This window comes from Mycoplana azooxidifex, from assembly GCF_014196765.1.
In the GTDB taxonomy this organism is placed as follows: Bacteria; Pseudomonadota; Alphaproteobacteria; order Rhizobiales; family Rhizobiaceae; genus Mycoplana; species Mycoplana azooxidifex.
Genome location: NZ_JACIEE010000005.1, coordinates 203,348 through 222,341 on the forward strand (window position 1 = coordinate 203,348; position 18,994 = coordinate 222,341).

The following is an 18,994-nucleotide window of genomic DNA, read 5'->3' on the forward strand; positions in this document are numbered from 1 at the left end:
CCATGCTCTATGACATCAACCTGCGCATCGAGTACGACTACGACTTCCCCGTCTCGGGCGGCCGCCATATGGTGCGCGTCCTGCCGCGCTCGATTGCGGGCCGGCAGCGCCTGATCGCCGGATCGGTCGGCATCAGGCCCCAGCCGGTCGAGCGCACGGGCGTGATCGATTTCTTCGAGAACCAGGCGACGCTGATCCTCTTCCGCAACGCCCACGACCGGCTCGAGATCGACATGCAGGCGCGGGTGCAGGTCGACGCGACAAACGACCAGCCCGATTTCTCGCCGCAGATCGGCGAGCTTTCCCGCGAGATCGCCGCCTGCTGGTCGCTCGCCCCCGCCTCGCCGCACCATTTCACCGGCCACAGCCCGCGTCTCCCCGATTGTTCGGAAATCTCGGACTATGCCCTGTCGGTCGCGGCACCGGGCATGACCGTCCGTGAAATCGCCTCCGCCCTGTGCACACGCATCCACAGCGATTTCACCTACGACGTGGACGCCACGACCGTGGACACCACACCCCAGGAGGCCTTCCGGCTGAAGCGCGGGGTCTGCCAGGACTTCGTCCACGTCATGATCGTGGCACTGCGCAGCCTCGGCATTCCCGCCGGCTATGTCAGCGGCTTCCTGCGCACCATCCCCCCTGCCGGCAAGGAGCGCCTGGAAGGTGCGGACGCCATGCACGCCTGGGTGCGGCTGTGGTGCGGCCCGACCAACGGCTGGGTGGAGCTGGATCCGACCAACGACATGCCGGCCGGAACCGACCACATCGTCGTCGGCTACGGCCGCGACTACGCCGACGTGGCGCCGGTGATCGGCATCGTCAAGAGCTACGGCCAGCAGCAGACGAAACAGGCGGTGGACGTCGTGCCGGTGCGCCAGCCCGCGTAAGGGGCGGCGAACGGAGAACGGCTGCCGGTGTCGCAAGCCGGTGCAGCGAGTCCCGATTGGAGACAGCCCGTCCCGGCCTTAAACAGCTGCTTTCAGGGGCTTTCTGCCGGTTCGATCGTATTTTAGCAATCCCGGAAACCGGCTGATCATTTATCCAAGCTAATGTCCGCCCAACATTATGATGATGGGGTGGCGCAAAATGAAATCGGCAACGGAAAAGCAGGGTGTCCTTTCCCGCCTTCTAAAGGACCGTCTTGGAAATTTCGGCATGATGACCGCATTGCTGCTGCCGGTGCTGCTGGGCGCCGGCGGCATTTCCATCGACCTGACCAAGATGATGATGACCAAGAACCGGCTGCAGGACGCCTCCGATTCGGCGGCGCTCGCAGCCGCGTCCGCACTCGCAAACGACAACATGAGCATCGAGGATGCGAAGCTCCTCGCCCTGGAGTTCCTCAAGACCCAGATGCAGAGCGGCGGCGCCTCGCCCGGCGACCCGGACAGCGCAGACACCGGCGGCCAGCCGGAGGAGACCAACGCCTATGCCTCCAGTCTGGTCCAGATCGACGAAACGTCCACAGTTGGAACCGGGAAATCCTGGGTCATCAACGTCAGCGCAAACTACGACATGCCGCTCAATCCCCTGACCCGCCTTCTCGTCAAGGACAAGACGACCATCAGCGCCAGCACCACGGCGGAAAGCGCCACGGAATCGAAGAGCGCGCTCTCCATGTTCCTCGTGCTCGACCGGTCCGGCTCGATGTCGTTCAAGACGGGCGACATCGCCAGCAGGACCGTGCCCTGCAAGAACTGGATAGAGAGCAACTGGCTGAAACCCGAAGTCACGGCAACGACGCCTTGCTACATCAGGAAGATCGGCGCCCTGAAGTCGGCCGTCGCCAACCTGACGACGCAGTTGAACACGGCCGATCCCGAGATGGAACTCGTCCGCACCGCTGCGGTGTCCTACAATGACCAGATGCAGACGGAGACCCAATTGGCGTGGGGGACGGCAGGCGCTTCGACCTACGTCAACGCGCTGCCGACCGAGCCCACGGGCGGCACGGATTCGCACGCCGCATTCGCGAAGGCGCTGGATAAGCTGGTTCCGTCGGACGCCTCCGACGAAACCGAAATTCCGGCGCACAAGGACAAGAACGGCCAGGTTCCGACCAAGTACATCATCTTCATGACGGATGGCGAGAACACGGCCTACAACGGCAAGTCGAACGACGCGAATGGCAAGAGATCCGACACCGAGACGAAGGCCTCCTGCGACAAGGCCCGTGCCGCCAAGGTCGAGGTCTTCACCGTGGCCTTCATGGCGCCGACCCGCGGCCAGACGCTTCTGAAGTATTGCGCCACCACGCAGTCCAACTACTTCGAGGCATCGAACATGACCCAGCTGGTAGCCGCGTTCAAGGCGATCGGCGAGAAGGCCGTCGCTGCGGTCGCCCGCCTGACCCACTGAACCGCGGCAGATCCCGACAAAACTGAAAGCCCGCTGACGCCCTGCGCGCAGCGGGCTTTGCCTGTCCGGCGTCTATTCCGCAGGCATCCGCTCTGCGCCAGCCGCATGGCTCCTTTCTCGCCGGGCCGTATTGCAAGCGCTTCGGATAGATGCAAAATGGCCTCGAGAGGTCACGCTTCGATGGCTTCGGAATACAGCGAAGGGGTTCGTGGTCGCTCATGATGAACAGGGTCTCCTCCAGCGAAATTCCAGCCCCCGCATTACGTTCGACCGAGCCGTCGCAACTGGCGACCGAGCTGGTCGAACGCCTCAAATACCGCATCGGCAAGGATCCCAAGGTCGCAAAGCCGCATGACTGGCTGACCGCCGCGATCCTGGTGGCGCGCGACCGCATCACCGACAAGTGGATGGATTCGACGCGGCGCACCTACGCCACCGGTTCCAAGCGCGTCTACTATCTGTCGCTGGAATTCCTGATCGGCCGCATGATGCGCGACGCCATGACCAATATCGGCATCATGGACGAGATGCGCGAGGCGCTCATGTCGCTGGGCGTCGACCCCGACATCATCGCCGAACTCGAACCGGATGCAGCGCTCGGCAATGGCGGCCTCGGCCGGCTTGCAGCCTGTTTCATCGAATCCATGGCGACGACCGACGTGCCGGCCTACGGCTACGGCATCCGCTACGTGCACGGCCTGTTCCGCCAGGAGATCGCCGACGGCTGGCAGGTCGAGCTGCCGGAGACCTGGCTGGCACACGGAAACCCCTGGGAGTTCGAGCGCCGGGAAAGCTCCTACGAGATCGGCTTCGGCGGCGGCGTGGAGACGCTCGATCTCGGCGACGGCAGGCAGCGCTCCGTCTGGAAGCCCGCGGAAAGGGTGATCGCCACCGCTTACGATACCCCGGCCGTCGGCTGGCGGGCGAAGCGGGTCAATACGCTGCGCCTGTGGTCAGCCTACCCGATCGATCCGATCCTGCTCGACGCCTTCAACGCCGGCGACCACATCGGCGCGCTGCGCGAAAGCAACAAGGCCGAGAGCCTCACGCGCGTCCTCTATCCGGCCGATGCCACGCCGGCCGGCCAGGAACTGCGGCTGCGCCAGGAGTTCTTCTTCTCCTCCGCCTCGCTGCAGGACATTCTGCGCCGCCACCTGCAGCAGTATCCGGATTTCACCTCGCTGCCCGATGCCGTGGCGATCCAGCTGAACGACACGCATCCGGCTGTCTCCGTCGCCGAACTCGTCCGCCTGCTCACCGATGTCCACGGCATGGATTTCGACACCGCCTGGGGCATCGCCCGCGAGACGTTCGCCTATACGAACCATACGCTGCTGCCCGAGGCGCTGGAAAGCTGGCCGGTGCCGCTGTTCGAGCGCCTGCTGCCGCGGCACATGCAGATCGTCTATGCGGTCAACGCCAAGATCCTCTTGGAGGCGCGCAAGGAGCACGGCTACGACGACCAGCAGATCCGCAACATCTCGCTGATCGAGGAAGGCGGCGAGCGGCGCGTGCGCATGGGCAACCTCGCCTTCGTCGGCTCGCACTCGGTCAACGGCGTCTCCGCGCTCCATACCGAACTGATGAAGGAGACGGTCTTCGCCGATCTCCATCGCCTGTACCCGGCCCGCATCAACAACAAGACCAACGGCATCACCCCGCGCCGCTGGCTGATGCAGTGCAATCCCGGCCTGTTCAACCTGATCCGCGAGGCGATCGGCCCGGAATTCGAGGACGATGCCGAAAAGCTGAAGGCACTCGACGCCTTTGCCGGCGACAGCGCCTTCCAGAAGCGCTTTGCCGCGATCAAGCGCGAGAACAAGATCAGGCTCGCAAACCTGGTGCAGGCCCGCGTCGGCGTGCGCATCGACCCCGACGCGATGTTCGACATCCAGATCAAGCGCATCCACGAATACAAGCGCCAGCTTCTCAACATCGTCGAGGCGGTAGCGCTCTACGATCAGATTCGCTCGCGGCCGGAACTCGACTGGGTTCCGCGCGTTAAGCTGTTCGCCGGCAAGGCGGCGCCGAGCTATCACAACGCCAAGCTGATCATAAAGCTCGCAAACGACGTTGCGCGCGTCATCAACAACGACCCGGCCGTCCGCGGCCTGCTGAAGGTGGTCTTCGTGCCGAACTACAACGTCTCGCTCGCCGAGATCATGGTTCCCGCCGCCGACCTTTCGGAGCAGATCTCGACCGCCGGCATGGAAGCGTCGGGCACCGGCAACATGAAGTTCGCCCTGAACGGCGCGCTCACGATCGGCACGCTGGACGGCGCCAATGTCGAGATGCGCGACCATGTCGGCGAGGACAACATCATCATCTTCGGCATGACGGCGGACGAAGTGGCGCGCGTGCGCACCGAGGGACACGATCCCCGCGCGATCATCGAAGGCTCGCCCGAACTCTCGCAGGCGCTGGCTGCCATTTCCTCCGGTGTCTTCTCGCCTGATGACCGCAGCCGCTTCACCGGGCTGATCGACGGCCTCTACAACCACGACTGGTTCATGGTCGCAGCCGATTTCGATTCCTATGCGAAGGCCCAGCGCGACGTCGATGCGCTCTGGAACGACAAGACCGGGTGGAGCACCAAGGCGATCCACAACACCGCCCGCATGGGCTGGTTCTCGTCCGACCGCACCATCCGCCAGTACGCAACCGAGATCTGGGGCGTCTGATGGCAAGCAAAGACCCGCTGGAGAAACCATCGACGGGTCTGGCGGATGCCGACATCGAGGCCATTCTGGGAAGCCGCCATCCGGATCCCTTCGCCGTCCTCGGCATCCATCAGGCCGGCGACAAGTTCGTGGCGCGCTGCTTTATCCCGCACGCTGCGGCCGTCACCGCGGAAACCATCGCCGGAAAGGCGATCGGCGAACTTGACTGCCTCGATCCCGCCGGCATTTTTGCGGGTGCGATCTCCGTCCGCAAGCTCCAGCCGATCCGCTACCGCGCCCGCAACGAGGGCGGCGAGTGGATCGTCGTCGACCCCTACTCCTTCGGCCCGGTTCTCGGTCCAATGGACGACTACTATATCCGCGAGGGCTCCCACCTCAGGCTGTTCGAGCGCATGGGTTCGCACCCGCTGACGCTCGAGGGCGTCGATGGCTTTCATTTCGCCGTCTGGGCGCCGAACGCGCAGCGTGTTTCCGTCGTCGGCGACTTCAACGAATGGGACGGCCGCCGCCATGTGATGCGGCTGCGCGGCGACACCGGCATCTGGGAGATCTTCCTGCCGGGCGTCGTGGCCGGCCACGCTTATAAATACGAGATCGTCGGCAAGAACGGCGAGGTGCTGCCGCTGAAGGCCGACCCGTTCGCCCGCCGCTCCGAACTGCGCCCGCGGACCGCCTCGATGACGACGGGCGAGATCGAGCAGGTCTGGGAGGACGAGGCCCACCGCGACCACTGGGCGACGATCGATCCGCGCCGGCAGCCGATCTCCATCTACGAGGTGCATGCCGCCTCCTGGCAGCGGCGCGACAACGGCGACATGCTCTCCTGGGACGAACTCGCCGAACGGCTGATCCCCTACTGCGACGAGATGGGCTTCACCCATATCGAATTCCTGCCGATCTCCGAATACCCCTTCGATCCCTCCTGGGGCTACCAGACGACCGGGCTCTACGCGCCGACGGCGCGCTTCGGCGATCCGGAAGGCTTTGCCCGTTTCGTCAACGGCGCCCACAAGGTCGGCCTCGGCGTCATCCTCGACTGGGTGCCCGCCCATTTCCCGACCGACGAGCACGGCCTGCGCTGGTTCGACGGCACTGCCCTCTACGAGCATGAGGACCCGCGCAAGGGCTTCCATCCCGACTGGCACACGGCGATCTACAATTTCGGCCGCCAGGAGGTGTTGGCCTTCCTCATCAACAACGCGCTCTACTGGGCCGAGAAGTTCCATGTCGACGGCCTGCGCGTCGACGCGGTCGCCTCGATGCTCTACCTCGACTATTCGCGCAAGCACGGGGAATGGGTGCCGAACGAATATGGCGGCAACGAGAACCTGGAAGCCGTCCGGTTCCTGCAGACGATGAATGCACGCGTCTACGGCACCCGGCCGGGCGTGATCACCATCGCCGAGGAATCCACCTCCTGGCCGAAGGTCTCCCACCCCGTCCACGAGGGCGGGCTCGGCTTCGGCTTCAAGTGGAACATGGGCTTCATGCACGACACGCTGCAATACATGTCGCGCGAGGCCGTGCACCGGAAGTTCCACCACAACGACATGACCTTCGGCCTGCTCTACGCCTTCACCGAGAATTTCGTGCTGCCGCTCTCCCACGACGAAGTGGTGCACGGCAAGGGCTCGCTGATCGCCAAGATGGCGGGCGACGACTGGCAGAAATTTGCCAACCTGCGCGCCTACTACGGCTTCATGTGGGGCTATCCGGGCAAGAAGCTCCTGTTCATGGGCCAGGAGTTCGCCCAGTGGCGCGAATGGAGCGAGGACCGCGCGCTCGACTGGAACCTGCTCGAATATCCGATGCACGAGGGCATGCGCCGGCTGGTGCGCGACCTGAACGGCACCTACAGGCGCAAGGTCGCCCTGCATGGCCGCGACTGCGAGGGCGAAGGCTTCGAATGGCTGCTCGCCGACGACCGAGACAATTCCGTCTTCGCCTGGCTGCGCAAGGCGCCGGGCGAAAAGACGATCGCCGTCGTCACCAACTTCACGCCGGTCTACCGCGAGCGCTACCGCGTTCCGCTGCCCGTCGAAGGGCGCTGGAAGGAGATCCTGAACACCGACGCCGAAATCTACGGCGGCTCGGGCAAGGGCAATGGCGGCGCCGTGCAGGCGGAGAGGGACGCCAACGGGAACGTTTCAGCCGTGATAACATTGCCGCCGCTGGCGACACTGCTGCTGGAACAGGAATGAGTTAGTGGTCGGGGAGGACACGATGGAGCAGAAGCGCAATCAGCCACTCGCGCGTGACGCGATGGCCTATGTTCTGGCAGGCGGAAGGGGGAGCCGCCTGAAGGAATTGACCGACAGACGCGCGAAACCCGCGGTCTATTTCGGCGGCAAGGCCCGTATCATCGATTTCGCCCTCTCGAATGCGCTCAATTCCGGCATCCGCCGCATCGGCGTCGCCACCCAGTACAAGGCGCATTCGCTGATCCGCCACCTGCAGCGCGGCTGGAACTTCTTCCGGCCGGAGCGCAACGAGAGCTTCGACATCCTGCCGGCCAGCCAGCGCGTTTCCGAGACGCAATGGTACGAGGGCACGGCGGACGCGGTCTACCAGAACATCGACATCATCGAGGATTACGGCGTCGAATACATGGTCATCCTCGCCGGCGACCATGTCTACAAGATGGACTACGAGCTGATGCTGCAGCAGCACGTCGATTCCGGCGCCCAGGTGACGATCGGCTGCCTCGAGGTGCCGCGCATGGAGGCCACCGGCTTCGGCGTGATGGCGGTGAACGAGAGGGACGAAATCAGCGCCTTTGTCGAGAAGCCGGCGGATCCGCCGGGCATTCCGGGCAATCCGGAGATGGCGCTTGCTTCCATGGGCATCTACGTGTTTCACACGAAGTTCCTGATGGACCTCCTGCGACGCGACGCGGCCGACCCTAATTCGACCCGCGACTTCGGCAAGGACATCATCCCCTATATCGTCGAGCACGGGAAGGCCGTCGCCCATCGCTTCGCCTCGTCCTGCATCCGCTCCGATTTCGAGCGCGAGGCCTACTGGCGCGACGTCGGCACCATCGACGCCTACTGGCAGGCCAACATCGACCTGACCGACATCACCCCCGAACTCGACATCTACGACAGCACGTGGCCGATCTGGACCTTCGCGGAGATCAAGCCTCCGGCCAAGTTCGTCCACGACGACGAGGACCGCCGCGGATCGGCGATCTCCTCGCTGGTGTCCGGCGACTGCATCATCTCCGGCTCCGCCCTGCATCGCAGCCTGCTCTTCACCGGCGTCCGCGCGAACTCCTATTCGCGCCTCGAGGGCGCGGTCGTCCTGCCGGACGTCACGATCGGCCGCCATGCGCAACTGCGCAACGTCGTCATCGACCGCGGCGTCGTGATCCCGGAAGGGCTGATCGTCGGCGAGGACCCGGGTCTCGACGCGAAGCTGTTCCGCCGGTCCGAAAACGGCATCTGCCTGATCACCCAGGCGATGATCGACAAGCTGGACCTCTAGGCCATGAATGTTCTGTCCGTCGCATCGGAAGTGTTCCCGCTGATCAAGACCGGGGGGCTTGCCGACGTGGCGGGCGCGCTCCCGATTGCGCTCGACGGCCAGGGGGTGCGGATGCGCACCCTTTTGCCCGGCTACCCGGCGGTGATGCAGCAGCTGACGCGGCCCCACAAGATCGCCTCGCTGACAAGCACCTTCGGCGACGAGATGCGCATCCTCGCCGCGCAGCAGGCCGGGCTGGACATCCTGATCCTCGACGCACCCGCCTATTTCGACCGCAGCGGCGGACCCTACCTGGACGTGACGGGCCTGGACTATCCCGACAACTGGAAGCGCTTCGCCGCCCTTTCGTACGCGGCCTGCGAGATCGCCCGCGGCCTTCTGCCGGACTGGCGGCCAGACATCGTCCATGCCCATGACTGGCAGGCGGCGATGACGCCGGTCTACATGCGCTATACCGGCCTGGAGCGCGTGCCGAACATCATCACCGTCCATAACCTCGCCTTCCAGGGCCAGTTCGGCCCGGAGATCTTCCCCGGGCTCGGCCTGCCGCAGGAAGCCTTCGGCGTCGAGGGGCTGGAATTCTACGGCCACGTCAGCTTCCTCAAGGGCGGCCTGCGCACGGCCTGGGAAGTGACCACCGTCAGCCCGACCTATGCGCAGGAGATCACCACGCCGGACTTCGGCATGGGGCTCGACGGGCTGGTCAACGCCCGCGCGCACCAATTGATGGGCATCGTCAACGGGATCGACACGACGGTCTGGGACCCGGCCACCGACCCGCACATCGCCGCCCGCTACGGTGCCGCCTCGCTGCGCCAGCGCGGCGAGAACAGGAAGGCGCTGATGGAACGCTTCGACCTCGACGACGGGGCCGGCCCGCTCTTCTGCGTCGTATCGCGGCTGACCTGGCAAAAAGGCATCGACCTGATCGCCGAGGCGGCCGACTGGATCGTGGCGGAAGGCGGCAGACTTGCCGTCCTGGGTGCGGGCGATGCGGCCCTCGAGGGCGCGCTGCTTTCTGCGGCCGCGCGCCATCCCGGCCGCATCGGCGTCGTCATCGGATACAACGAGCCGCTGTCCCACCTGATGCAGGCCGGCGCCGACGCGATCCTGATCCCGTCCCGTTTCGAGCCCTGCGGACTGACCCAGCTCTACGGCCTTCGCTACGGCTGCGTGCCGATCGTCGCCCGCACCGGCGGCCTTGCCGACACCGTGATCGACGCCAACGAGGCGGCGCTCACCGCCCGCGTCGCCACCGGCTTCCAGTTCGCGCCCGTCACCGCGGACGGGTTTCGACAGGCGCTCCGCCGTGCTTTCACCGCATTTGCAGAACCTAAGGTCTGGGCCCGGTTGCAGAACCAGGGCATGAAGTGCGACGTTTCCTGGGAACGAAGCGCAGAGCGCTACAGCAAATTCTATTCCAGCCTCCTTGCGAGAGTCTAAGCGATGATCAAGACCGTATCCACCACGCCCTACAGCGACCAGAAGCCCGGCACGTCGGGCCTTCGAAAGAAGGTGCCCGTGTTCCAGCAGCAGAACTATGCGGAGAACTTCATCCAGTCGATCTTCGATTCCCTGGAAGGATTCGCCGGCCAGACGCTCGTGATCGGCGGCGACGGCCGCTATTACAACCGCGAGGTCATCCAGATCGCGATCAAGATGGCGGCCGCGAACGGCTTCGGCCAGGTTCTCGTCGGCCGCGGCGGCATCCTGTCGACGCCGGCCGCCTCCAACGTCATCCGCAAGCACAAGGCTTTCGGCGGCATCATCCTGTCGGCGAGCCACAACCCCGGCGGACCGACCGAGGACTTCGGCATCAAGTACAACATCGGCAACGGCGGCCCGGCCCCGGAAAAGATCACCGACGCGATCTTCGCCCGCTCGAAGGCGATCGACAGCTACAGGATCGCCGATGCCGCCGACGTCAATCTCGACATCGAAGGCACGCAGACGATCGAGGGCATGACCGTGACGGTCATCGACCCGGTCGCAGACTATGCCGAACTGATGGAGCAACTCTTCGACTTCGCTGCGATCCGCGCCATGTTCGGCGGCGGCTTCCGCGTCGTGTTCGACGCCATGAGCGCCGTCACCGGGCCGTATGCGAAGGAGATCATCGAGAACCGCCTCGGCGCGCCCAAGGGCTCGGTGCTGAACTTCATGCCGCTGCCCGACTTCGGCGGCCATCATCCCGATCCCAACCTCGTCCACGCGCGTGCGCTCTACGAGACGATGATGGCGGACGACGCGCCCGATTTCGGGGCCGCCTCCGACGGCGACGGCGACCGCAACCTCATCATCGGCCGCAGCATCTTCGTCACCCCATCCGACAGCCTCGCCATGCTCGCCGCCAACGCCCATCTCGCGCCCGGCTACGCCAAGGGGCTTTCCGGCATCGCCCGCTCGATGCCGACGAGTGGTGCTGCCGACCGCGTGGCCGAGAAGCTCGGCATCGGCATGTACGAGACGCCGACGGGCTGGAAGTTCTTTGGCAACCTGCTCGATGCCGACAAGGTGACGATCTGCGGCGAGGAAAGTGCCGGCACCGGCTCCAACCACGTGCGCGAGAAGGACGGCCTCTGGGCGGTGCTCTTGTGGCTCAACGTACTCGCCGTGCGCAAGGAAAGCGTCATCGACATCGTCCGCGAGCACTGGGCGACCTACGGTCGCAACTACTATTCCCGCCACGATTACGAGGAAGTGGATTCGGCCGCCGCCAACGGCTTGATGGCCGACCTGAGGGCGCAGCTTGCCGATCTTCCCGGCAAGAGCTTCGGCGGCCTGACCGTCGAGACGGCGGACGACTTCGCCTACCACGACCCGATCGACAAGTCCGTCAGCGAGCACCAGGGTGTGCGCATCCTCTTTGCCGGCGGCTCTCGCATCGTCTTCCGCCTCTCCGGCACCGGCACCTCCGGCGCCACGCTGCGTGTCTATATCGAGCGCTACGAGCCGGATGCCGCGCGCCACGACGTCGAGACGCAGACCGCGCTCGCCGACCTCATCGCGATCGCCGACGAAATCGCCGGCATCAAGTCCCGCACCGGCCGCGACGCGCCGAGCGTGATCACCTGATCGCCCATTGACGTCCGCTCCCGCTTCTCCCCTCGAGAAAAGCGCGGAGCAGGCGGCTGCAGGCGACCTTGCCGCAAGTGCTGAGGCCGCACGGTCACAGCCCTCTTCCGGTCCTTCGGACCACCTTCTCCCCGGATGGGGAGAAGGAACCCCCTTTCCGCCGGAGGCTCGTCCAAGCGATGCCAGAACCGCTCGATGCGACATTGGGGGCAAGGGTCCGGGATGGCGGCGTCGCCTTTGCCGTCCGATCGCAAGATGCCGCCCGGATCGACCTTTGTCTCTTCGACGACGAGGGCCGGCAGGAAGTCCGCCGGATTCCGATGCAGCGCGACGGCGATCTCCACTATGTCTTCGTTTCGGGTCTGGGCGCCGGCAGCCGCTACGGCCTGCGCGCAGACGGCGTCTATTCGCCCGACGACGGCCTCTGGTTCGATCCGGCGAAACTTCTGGTCGACCCCTACGCCAAGGAACTCGACCGCCGCTTCACCCACGACGTCCGCCTCACGCAACATGGCGAGGACACCGCTGATCTCGTGCCGAAGGCGATCGTCACGGTAGACCGGCCGGTGGAGCTCGCTCCCCCGCGCTTTCGCCGCGGCGGCGTCATCTACGAGGTCGCCGTCCGCGGCTTCACCATGCTTCATCCCGATATCCCGGACCACCTCCGCGGCACGATCGCAGCGCTCGCCCATCCCGCGGTGATCGCGCATCTGAAGCGCATCGGCGTCGATGCCGTCGAGCTGATGCCGGTCGTCGCCTGGATCGACGAACGCCACCTCCCCCCGCTCGGACTGCACAACAGCTGGGGCTACAACCCGATCGCCCTGATGGCGCTGGATCCGCGGCTTGCGCCGGGCGGCATGGCCGAACTCGCCTCGACGGTGGCGAAGCTGCACGCCGAAGGCATCGGCGTCATCCTCGACCTCGTCTTCAACCATTCCGGCGAGAGCGACCGCTTCGGCGCGACGCTGTCCATGCGCGGCCTCGACAACCGGACCTACTATCGCCACGACGCCGGCAACCCGGGCACCCTCGTCAACGACACCGGCTGCGGCAACACGATCGCCTGCGACCATCCCATCGTCCGCCGCCTGATCCTCGACAGCATGCGCCATTTCGTCGTCAATACCGGCATCGACGGTTTCCGCTTCGACCTCGCCTCGATCCTCGGCCGAACGGCCGACGGCTTCGATCCGAAGGCGGCGCTCTTCGGGGAGATGCGGGCCGACCCGGTCCTGGCCGACCGGATCCTGGTCGCTGAACCGTGGGATATCGGTCCCGGCGGCTACCAACTCGGCAATTTCCCCGAACATTTCCTCGAATGGAACGACCGGTTCCGCGACGATACCCGTCTGTTCTGGCGCGGCGATCCTTGGCGGCTCGGCGCCTTTGCCACTGCGCTCTGCGGCTCGTCCGACGTCTTCGGGCGCAACGGCGCAACGCGCACCCGCAGCGTCAATTTCGTCGCCGCCCATGACGGCTTCACCCTGACGGATCTCGTCTCCTACCGCGAGAAGCACAACGAGGCGAACGGCGAGGACAATCGCGACGGCCACAACGACAACCACGCCTGGAACAACGGCATCGAAGGCGAGACGGACGACCCGGACATCTGTGCCGCCCGCCGCCGCGACGCGAAGGCGCTGCTGACAAGCCTCTTCGTCTCGAAGGGAACGGTGCTTCTGACCGCCGGCGACGAGGGCGGACGCAGCCAGAAGGGCAACAACAACGCCTATTGCCAGGACAATGCCATCACCTGGCTCGACTGGACGACGCTCGACGAGGGGCTGATCGCCCATACGACCGCCCTTGCCGCGATCCGCCGGCGCTTCGCCGTGTTCACTGATCCGGAGTTCTTCGGGGACGATGGCGAGATCGTCTGGCTTCGCCCCGACGGTGCGCCGATGCAGGTTTCAGACTGGGAGGCACCATCTGCCGGCGCCCTGGTGATGCTGCTCGAGAGCGACGACGAAGCGGGGCGCATGGCCCGGCTGGCCGTCTGCATCAACCGGGGCGCTGAGCCTGTGGCGCTTGCGCTTCCGGCTGCAGGCGGTTCATGGCGCAGCCTCCTCGCAGAGAGCAGCGGGCCGCCGGAAGAGATCGCACCGCGCAGCATCGACGTCCTTCTCGCTTCATCCTGATCCCGCGCGCTCTCCGGGCGGAAATCGCAGCGAAACCAGTTATCAATCGGCTCGGCTTAGGCTAAAGATCGCGTGAGGACATGCGCGCGTTTTACCGGACGAAAGGATCCAGAATGCCTCGCGAAGTTCATCTTGCCGACGTCAATGGCCTGGTCGGGCAGGAGATCGGCGTGTCCCGCTGGTTCACGGTCGACCAGACCATGATCGACCGCTTCGCCGAGGCGACCGAGGACCACCAGTTCATCCACACCGATCCGGTCCGCGCCGCCGCCGAAACCCCGTTCGGCGGTACCATCGCCCACGGCTTCCTGTCACTGTCGCTCCTGTCGGCGATGAACTACGATTGCCTGCCGCACGTGATCGAGCAGACGATGGGGATCAACTACGGCTTCGACAAGGTGCGCTTCATGACGCCGGTGAAGTCCGGCGCACGCGTCCGCGGCCGCTTCACCATGGCCGACGCCCGCTTCCGCGGCGCCGGCATGCTGATGATCACCTACGACGTCACCGTCGAGATCGAGAACGAACGAAAGCCCGCGCTCACCGCCAACTGGCTGACCATCATCCAGTTCGATCCGAAGGATCGACCGGAAGATGCTTGATCCCATCAGACGCTGAACCTCCCAGGATCGCCGCGCTGATCCCACACGCGCAGGATTTCCACGCGTTCCGATCTTATGCGATAGATGAACGTGAACGGCGTTCGGCGGATGGGAAACTCGCGAACGTCCGCAATTCCCAGCATCTCGCCAACATGCGGATTTCCGGATAACAGTCGTTCTGTCGCAACGACCTGTTCGCGCGCACGTTTGGCGCCCTGAGGAAAGATGGAAACATAGTAGCGGCGCATCCATCGGAGATCGGCCACAGCCTGCGGAAGATAGACGACCTCCACCAGTCAGCGTCCGGCGGGCTTGACATCCGCTTCGGGGTCTGGCGCAGGCTCACCCCCATCCCATCCGTCCATCCATCGATGCACTGCGGAAGCTGACACAAACACGCCGGCGTCTGCATCGCTGATTGCCTGTTCGATGGCCTCGCGTTTGGCATCCTGCGCATCGAGAAACTGCGCTATCGCCTTTGTCGCGACGTAGGACGCGGAGCGGTCCTGATGACGCGCCTCCTCTTCGAGCCGCGATTTCAGGGCTGGATCGAGGCGAAGTGAAAACGGAGCAGTCATGGCACACCGATACAATGTAGCGCAGATCGCTACATTGTATCGCAATGCCTGCATCGATGAAATGGAAATTACAGCCCCGCGTCTTCCGCTCCTTCCGCCAGCAGCGCGAACGCGTAGGGTGCGAACGAGCGCCAGCATTCCACGCGGTACTCCTGCTCGCCGGTGCGGAAGATCACCACTTCGATCTTGCCGAACACCGTGCGCGCGCAGGCCCCCACCGGGAATACCTTGGGCGAAAGGTCGTGCGGGCTGGCGCTGGCGATCGCCTCGGCCGCCCTTGCGCCGGCGACGAGCACCGCGGTGTTGCGGTGGGAGACGTCGACCGCCGAATGCAGCGCATCCGCCTTCGCGGCAAGGGCTGCGAGATCGGCTTCGTTCTCGTCGATCAGCAGCCACTCGTCGGGCCCGAGCCACAGCGCATGGCGGCCGTTCGCCGACGCCGATGTCTTCGGCTTTTGCGGCAGGTCGAGGCCGAGCGCCTTCGACAGCGCGGAAACGGCGTCGGCACCGGCCCTCAGCGACAGCCGCGTGGCCGGGCCGGCGGCGGTGACATGGGCTGCGGCGGAGCCGCCATGGAAGCCGCCCAGCGGGGCTTTGCGGAGTGCTTGTTCAGCCATTGAGGCGAACTCCTTCCTTGTCGATGAACACCATGTCCGTCACCTCGACCGCGATCGTACGGTCCGGCATCGGCACGTAGAGCGTCTGCCCCATGCGCGACTGCCCGCCCTCGACGAGGGCGAAGGCGATCGACTGGCCGCAGTTTTCCGACCAGTAGGCCGAGGTGACATGGCCGATCATCTTCATCGGCACCGGCTGGTTCGGATCGGCGACGATCTGCGCGCCCTCCTCCAGCACCACCTTCGGGTCCTTTGTCTTCAGGCCGACGAGCTGCTTGCGCCCTTCCTTGACCAGGTCCGGGCGCTTCAGGCCGCGGATGCCGACGAAGTCCGTCTTCTTCTTCGAGACCGCCCAGGCAAGACCGGCATCGAAAGGCGTCACCGTACCGTCCGTATCCTGACCGACGATGATGTAGCCCTTCTCGGCGCGCAGCACGTGCATGGCCTCGGTGCCGTAGGCGCAGGCGCCGAGCGCTTCCGCCCGGGCCCAGATGGCTTCCCATACGGCCTGGCCATAGTCGGCCGGCACGTTGACCTCGTAGCCAGCCTCGCCGGTGAACGACATGCGGAACAGCCGGGTCGGCACACCGCAGATGCTGCCCTCGCGCACGCTCATGTGCGGGAAGGCCTCGTTGGAGATGTCGATGCCCTCCACGAGCGGCGCGATGATCTCGCGCGCCTTCGGTCCCTGGACGGCGATCACTGCCCATTGCTCGGTCGTGGACGTCAGCCACACCTTCAGGTGCGGGAACTCGGTCTGGAGATAGTCCTCCATGTGGTTCATCACCCGCGGCGCGCCGCCGGTGGTCGTGGTGACGTGGAAGCGGTCCTCGGCGATGCGGCCGACGACGCCGTCGTCATAGACGAAACCGTCCTCGCGCAGCATGATGCCGTAGCGGCAGCGGCCGGGCTTCAGCGTATCCCAGGCGTTGGTGTACATCAGGTTGAGGAATTCAGCCGCGTCCGGACCGACCACCTCGATCTTGCCGAGCGTCGAGGCATCGAACACGCCCGCGGCCTCGCGCACCGTCTTGCACTCGCGGTCGACCGCCTCGTGCATGGTCTCGCCCGCCCGAGGATAGTACCAGGCACGCTTCCAGTTGCCGACGTCCTCGAAGATGGCGCCATGCGCCTCCTCCCAGGCATGCATCGGCGTCTTGCGGGCCGGATCGAACAGGTCGCCGCGCGAATGGTTGATGATCGTGCCGAAGGTCACCGGCGTATAGGGGGCGCGGAAGGTGGTGAGCCCCACCTTCGGGATTTCGCGACCCAGCGTCTCGGCTGCGATCGCAAGCCCGTGCAGGTTGGAAAGCTTGCCCTGGTCGGTCGCCATGCCGTTGGTGGTGAAGCGCTTGATGTGCTCGATCGAGTGCATGCCCTCGCGCACGGCAAGGCGGATGTCCTTGGCGCAGACGTCGTTCTGGAAGTCGATAAACGCCTTGACGTTGGTATCGGCACCCGCGCCCTCGGCCGCACCGGCCATGCCGCCAGTCCATTCGAAGGCGTTCTCCGCACGCACCTCGACCTTCGCGCCGCCCTCGTTGCCGGTGGCGCGCGCCATCAGTTCACCCGCCGCGAGCGCCTCCTCGATGGTTGCCTGCAGGCTGCCCGTGCCGTTGCAGGCGCCGACGGACAGGCAGTCCTGGGCGTAGGTGCCGGGAAGGAACTGGCCGGTCTCGGTATTGTAGGCGACCTTGCCGCGCGACTGCGAGAACAGGTGCACCGACGGCGTCCAGCCGGCCGAGGTCAGGAGCGCATCGACGGCGATCGTGCGTTTGCCGCCACCGCCATTGCGGCAGACGATGATGGAGGACACGCGGCGGTGGCCCTTGGTGTCGATCACCGAATGACCGGTCAGGACCTCGATGCCGTGGCTGCGAGCCTCGTTGACGACTGCATCGCCCGGCTTGGCGCGGCTGTCGATGATCGCGGCGATCTGCACGCCCGCCCGCTTCAGGTCGAAGGCCGCCTCATAGGCCGAATCGTTCGCCGTGTAGACGGCCACCTTCTTGCCGACGGCGACGCCGAAATGGTTGAGGTAGGTGCGTGCGGCAGACGCCAGCATGATGCCCGGCCGGTCGTTGTTGCCGAAGACCATGTGGCGTTCGATCGCGCCGGTGGCGAGGATGACGCGCTTGGCGCGCACCTGCCACAGCCGCTCGCGCGGGGACTTCTTGTCCGGGCGGGCGACGTGGTCGGTGACCCGCTCGACGAGGCCGACGAAGTTGTGGTTATAGTAGCCGAACGCGGTCGTGCGCGTCAGGACGGTGACGTTCTCCATCGCTGCAAGCCCTGCTGCGGCGGCCTGCGCCCAGGCGAAGCCGTCCTTGCCGTCGACGGTGACGGAGCGGTCGTAGTGCAACGCGCCGCCCACTTCCGGCTGCTCGTCGCAGAGGATGACACGCGCGCCGGTGGCAGCGGCCGAGAGCGCTGCGGAAAGGCCCGCGACGCCGGCGCCGACGACGAGCACGTCGCAGGTAGCATAGCGGTTGGCATAGTGGTCCGGATCCTCTTCCGTCGGCGCAGTGCCGAGACCTGCCGCGCGGCGGATGACGGGTTCGTAGACCTTCTCCCAGGCGGCCTTCGGCCACATGAAGGTCTTGTAGTAGAAGCCGGCGGCGAAGAAGGGCGACAGCAGGTTGTTGAACCCGCCGACGTCGAAGGAAAGCGACGGCCAGCGGTTCTGCGAGGTGGCCTTCAGGCCGTCGAACACCTCCTGCACCGGGGCGCGGACATTCGGCTGGCGGCGGGCGGCGTCGCGGGCGACGTCGATCAGCGCGTTCGGCTCTTCCGGTCCCGCCGAGACGATGCCGCGCGGGCGGTGGTACTTGAACGACCGGCCGACGAGATGAACCCCGTTGGCGAGCAGCGCCGAGGCGACCGTATCGCCCTCCAGCGCCTCGTAGTTCTTTCCGTCGAAGGAAAAACGCGCAGTTCTGGCAGGCGTCAGGCGGCCCTGGCCGGCAATGCGATTGGCGCCGCTCATTTCGCAGTCCCTTCCGTGGCTTCGTAGGTTTCGACCGTCTTCTCCGTGGCGGGTGAGATGCCGGGAAGGTCGGGCTTCGGTTCGCCGGCCTTGTAGCTGGCGAAGAACTTGTCGCTCACCGTGTCGCGCGCGGCGTTGAAGAAGCGGCCGCAGCCGTGCACATGGCGCCAGCGCTCGAAAATGAGGCCCTTCGGGTTGTCGCGCAGGAAGAAGAACGCCTCGAACTCCTCGTCCGTGATGTCGGCAATGTTGGTCGGCCGCGCGATATGCGCATCGCCGCCGTGGCGGAATTCGAGCTCGGAGCGCTCTTCCTCGCAATAGGGGCAATAGATCAGTAGCATGCGGGATTTCCTTGTACCCTCTTCTCCCCAGCGGGGAGAAGATGCCCGACAGGGCAGATGAGGGGGATGAGCGACGCAGGGAGCGAACGGCAGGAGCGGACAAGAGCGAGGGCGAAACATGCCGCC

The 18,994-nt window shown here is 65.5% G+C and carries 14 protein-coding genes; 9 read left to right on the top strand and 5 right to left on the bottom strand.

The features are described from left to right. Window positions 1-2: 2 nt before the first annotated feature. The 9 genes from GGQ64_RS12895 (at window position 3) to GGQ64_RS12935 (ending at window position 14,346) form a co-directional block, all read left to right on the top strand. Window positions 3-890, top strand: coding sequence for a transglutaminase family protein (locus tag GGQ64_RS12895; protein ID WP_183804801.1), 888 nt, complete (start codon window positions 3-5; stop codon window positions 888-890). 268 nt (window positions 891-1,158) lie between these two features. Continuing rightward, entirely contained in the window at window positions 1,159-2,361 is a 1,203-nt protein-coding gene (locus GGQ64_RS12900) for a vWA domain-containing protein (RefSeq protein WP_246422619.1), read from the top strand. Between the two features lie 221 nt (window positions 2,362-2,582). Then, on the top strand, window positions 2,583-5,042 hold the full coding sequence (locus GGQ64_RS12905) for a glycogen/starch/alpha-glucan phosphorylase (protein WP_183804805.1): 2,460 nt from the start codon (window positions 2,583-2,585) through the stop codon (window positions 5,040-5,042). Then, window positions 5,042-7,243: a 1,4-alpha-glucan branching protein GlgB gene (gene glgB / locus GGQ64_RS12910; protein WP_183804807.1), complete on the top strand. Its 2,202-nt coding sequence runs from the start codon at window positions 5,042-5,044 to the stop codon at window positions 7,241-7,243. Before GGQ64_RS12905 ends, glgB begins: the two co-directional genes overlap by 1 nt. Before the next feature lie 22 nt (window positions 7,244-7,265). Then, entirely contained in the window at window positions 7,266-8,528 is a 1,263-nt protein-coding gene (glgC, locus tag GGQ64_RS12915) for a glucose-1-phosphate adenylyltransferase (RefSeq protein WP_183804810.1), read from the top strand. A gap of 3 nt (window positions 8,529-8,531) precedes the next feature. Beyond that, window positions 8,532-9,971 (top strand): glycogen synthase GlgA, encoded by a 1,440-nt coding sequence (glgA, locus tag GGQ64_RS12920; protein WP_183804812.1) that lies wholly within the window; start codon window positions 8,532-8,534, stop codon window positions 9,969-9,971. Window positions 9,972-9,974: 3 nt separating this feature from the next. Continuing rightward, window positions 9,975-11,603 carry an alpha-D-glucose phosphate-specific phosphoglucomutase gene (locus GGQ64_RS12925; protein ID WP_183804814.1) on the top strand — a complete coding sequence of 543 codons (1,629 nt, stop codon included), beginning with the start codon at window positions 9,975-9,977 and terminating at the stop codon, window positions 11,601-11,603. A 179-nt stretch (window positions 11,604-11,782) separates the two neighbouring features. Next, window positions 11,783-13,744, top strand: a complete 1,962-nt coding sequence (gene glgX / locus GGQ64_RS12930; protein ID WP_183804816.1) for a glycogen debranching protein GlgX — start codon at window positions 11,783-11,785, stop codon at window positions 13,742-13,744. A gap of 113 nt (window positions 13,745-13,857) precedes the next feature. Further along, the gene (locus GGQ64_RS12935) at window positions 13,858-14,346 is read left to right on the top strand and encodes a MaoC family dehydratase (RefSeq protein WP_183804818.1); all 489 of its coding nucleotides are present in this window, start codon (window positions 13,858-13,860) and stop codon (window positions 14,344-14,346) included. 5 nt (window positions 14,347-14,351) lie between these two features. On the opposite strand, the gene GGQ64_RS12940 is transcribed toward GGQ64_RS12935, so the two are convergent. From GGQ64_RS12940 to GGQ64_RS12960, 5 genes are all read right to left on the bottom strand, one after another. Next, window positions 14,352-14,639 carry a type II toxin-antitoxin system RelE/ParE family toxin gene (locus tag GGQ64_RS12940; RefSeq protein WP_183804820.1) on the bottom strand — a complete coding sequence of 96 codons (288 nt, stop codon included), beginning with the start codon at window positions 14,637-14,639 and terminating at the stop codon, window positions 14,352-14,354. Window positions 14,640-14,642: 3 nt separating this feature from the next. Beyond that, window positions 14,643-14,924, bottom strand: a complete 282-nt coding sequence (locus GGQ64_RS12945) for a CopG family ribbon-helix-helix protein (RefSeq protein ID WP_183804822.1) — start codon at window positions 14,922-14,924, stop codon at window positions 14,643-14,645. 68 nt (window positions 14,925-14,992) lie between these two features. After that, window positions 14,993-15,541 carry a sarcosine oxidase subunit gamma gene (locus GGQ64_RS12950; RefSeq protein WP_183804824.1) on the bottom strand — a complete coding sequence of 183 codons (549 nt, stop codon included), beginning with the start codon at window positions 15,539-15,541 and terminating at the stop codon, window positions 14,993-14,995. Then, a complete protein-coding gene (locus GGQ64_RS12955; protein ID WP_183804826.1) occupies window positions 15,534-18,527 on the bottom strand; it encodes a sarcosine oxidase subunit alpha in 2,994 nt (997 codons plus the stop codon). The genes GGQ64_RS12950 and GGQ64_RS12955 overlap by 8 nt, the downstream gene beginning before the upstream one ends. Beyond that, window positions 18,524-18,868, bottom strand: coding sequence for a sarcosine oxidase subunit delta (locus tag GGQ64_RS12960; RefSeq protein WP_183804828.1), 345 nt, complete (start codon window positions 18,866-18,868; stop codon window positions 18,524-18,526). Before GGQ64_RS12960 ends, GGQ64_RS12955 begins: the two co-directional genes overlap by 4 nt. Between the last annotated feature and the right edge of the window lie 126 nt (window positions 18,869-18,994).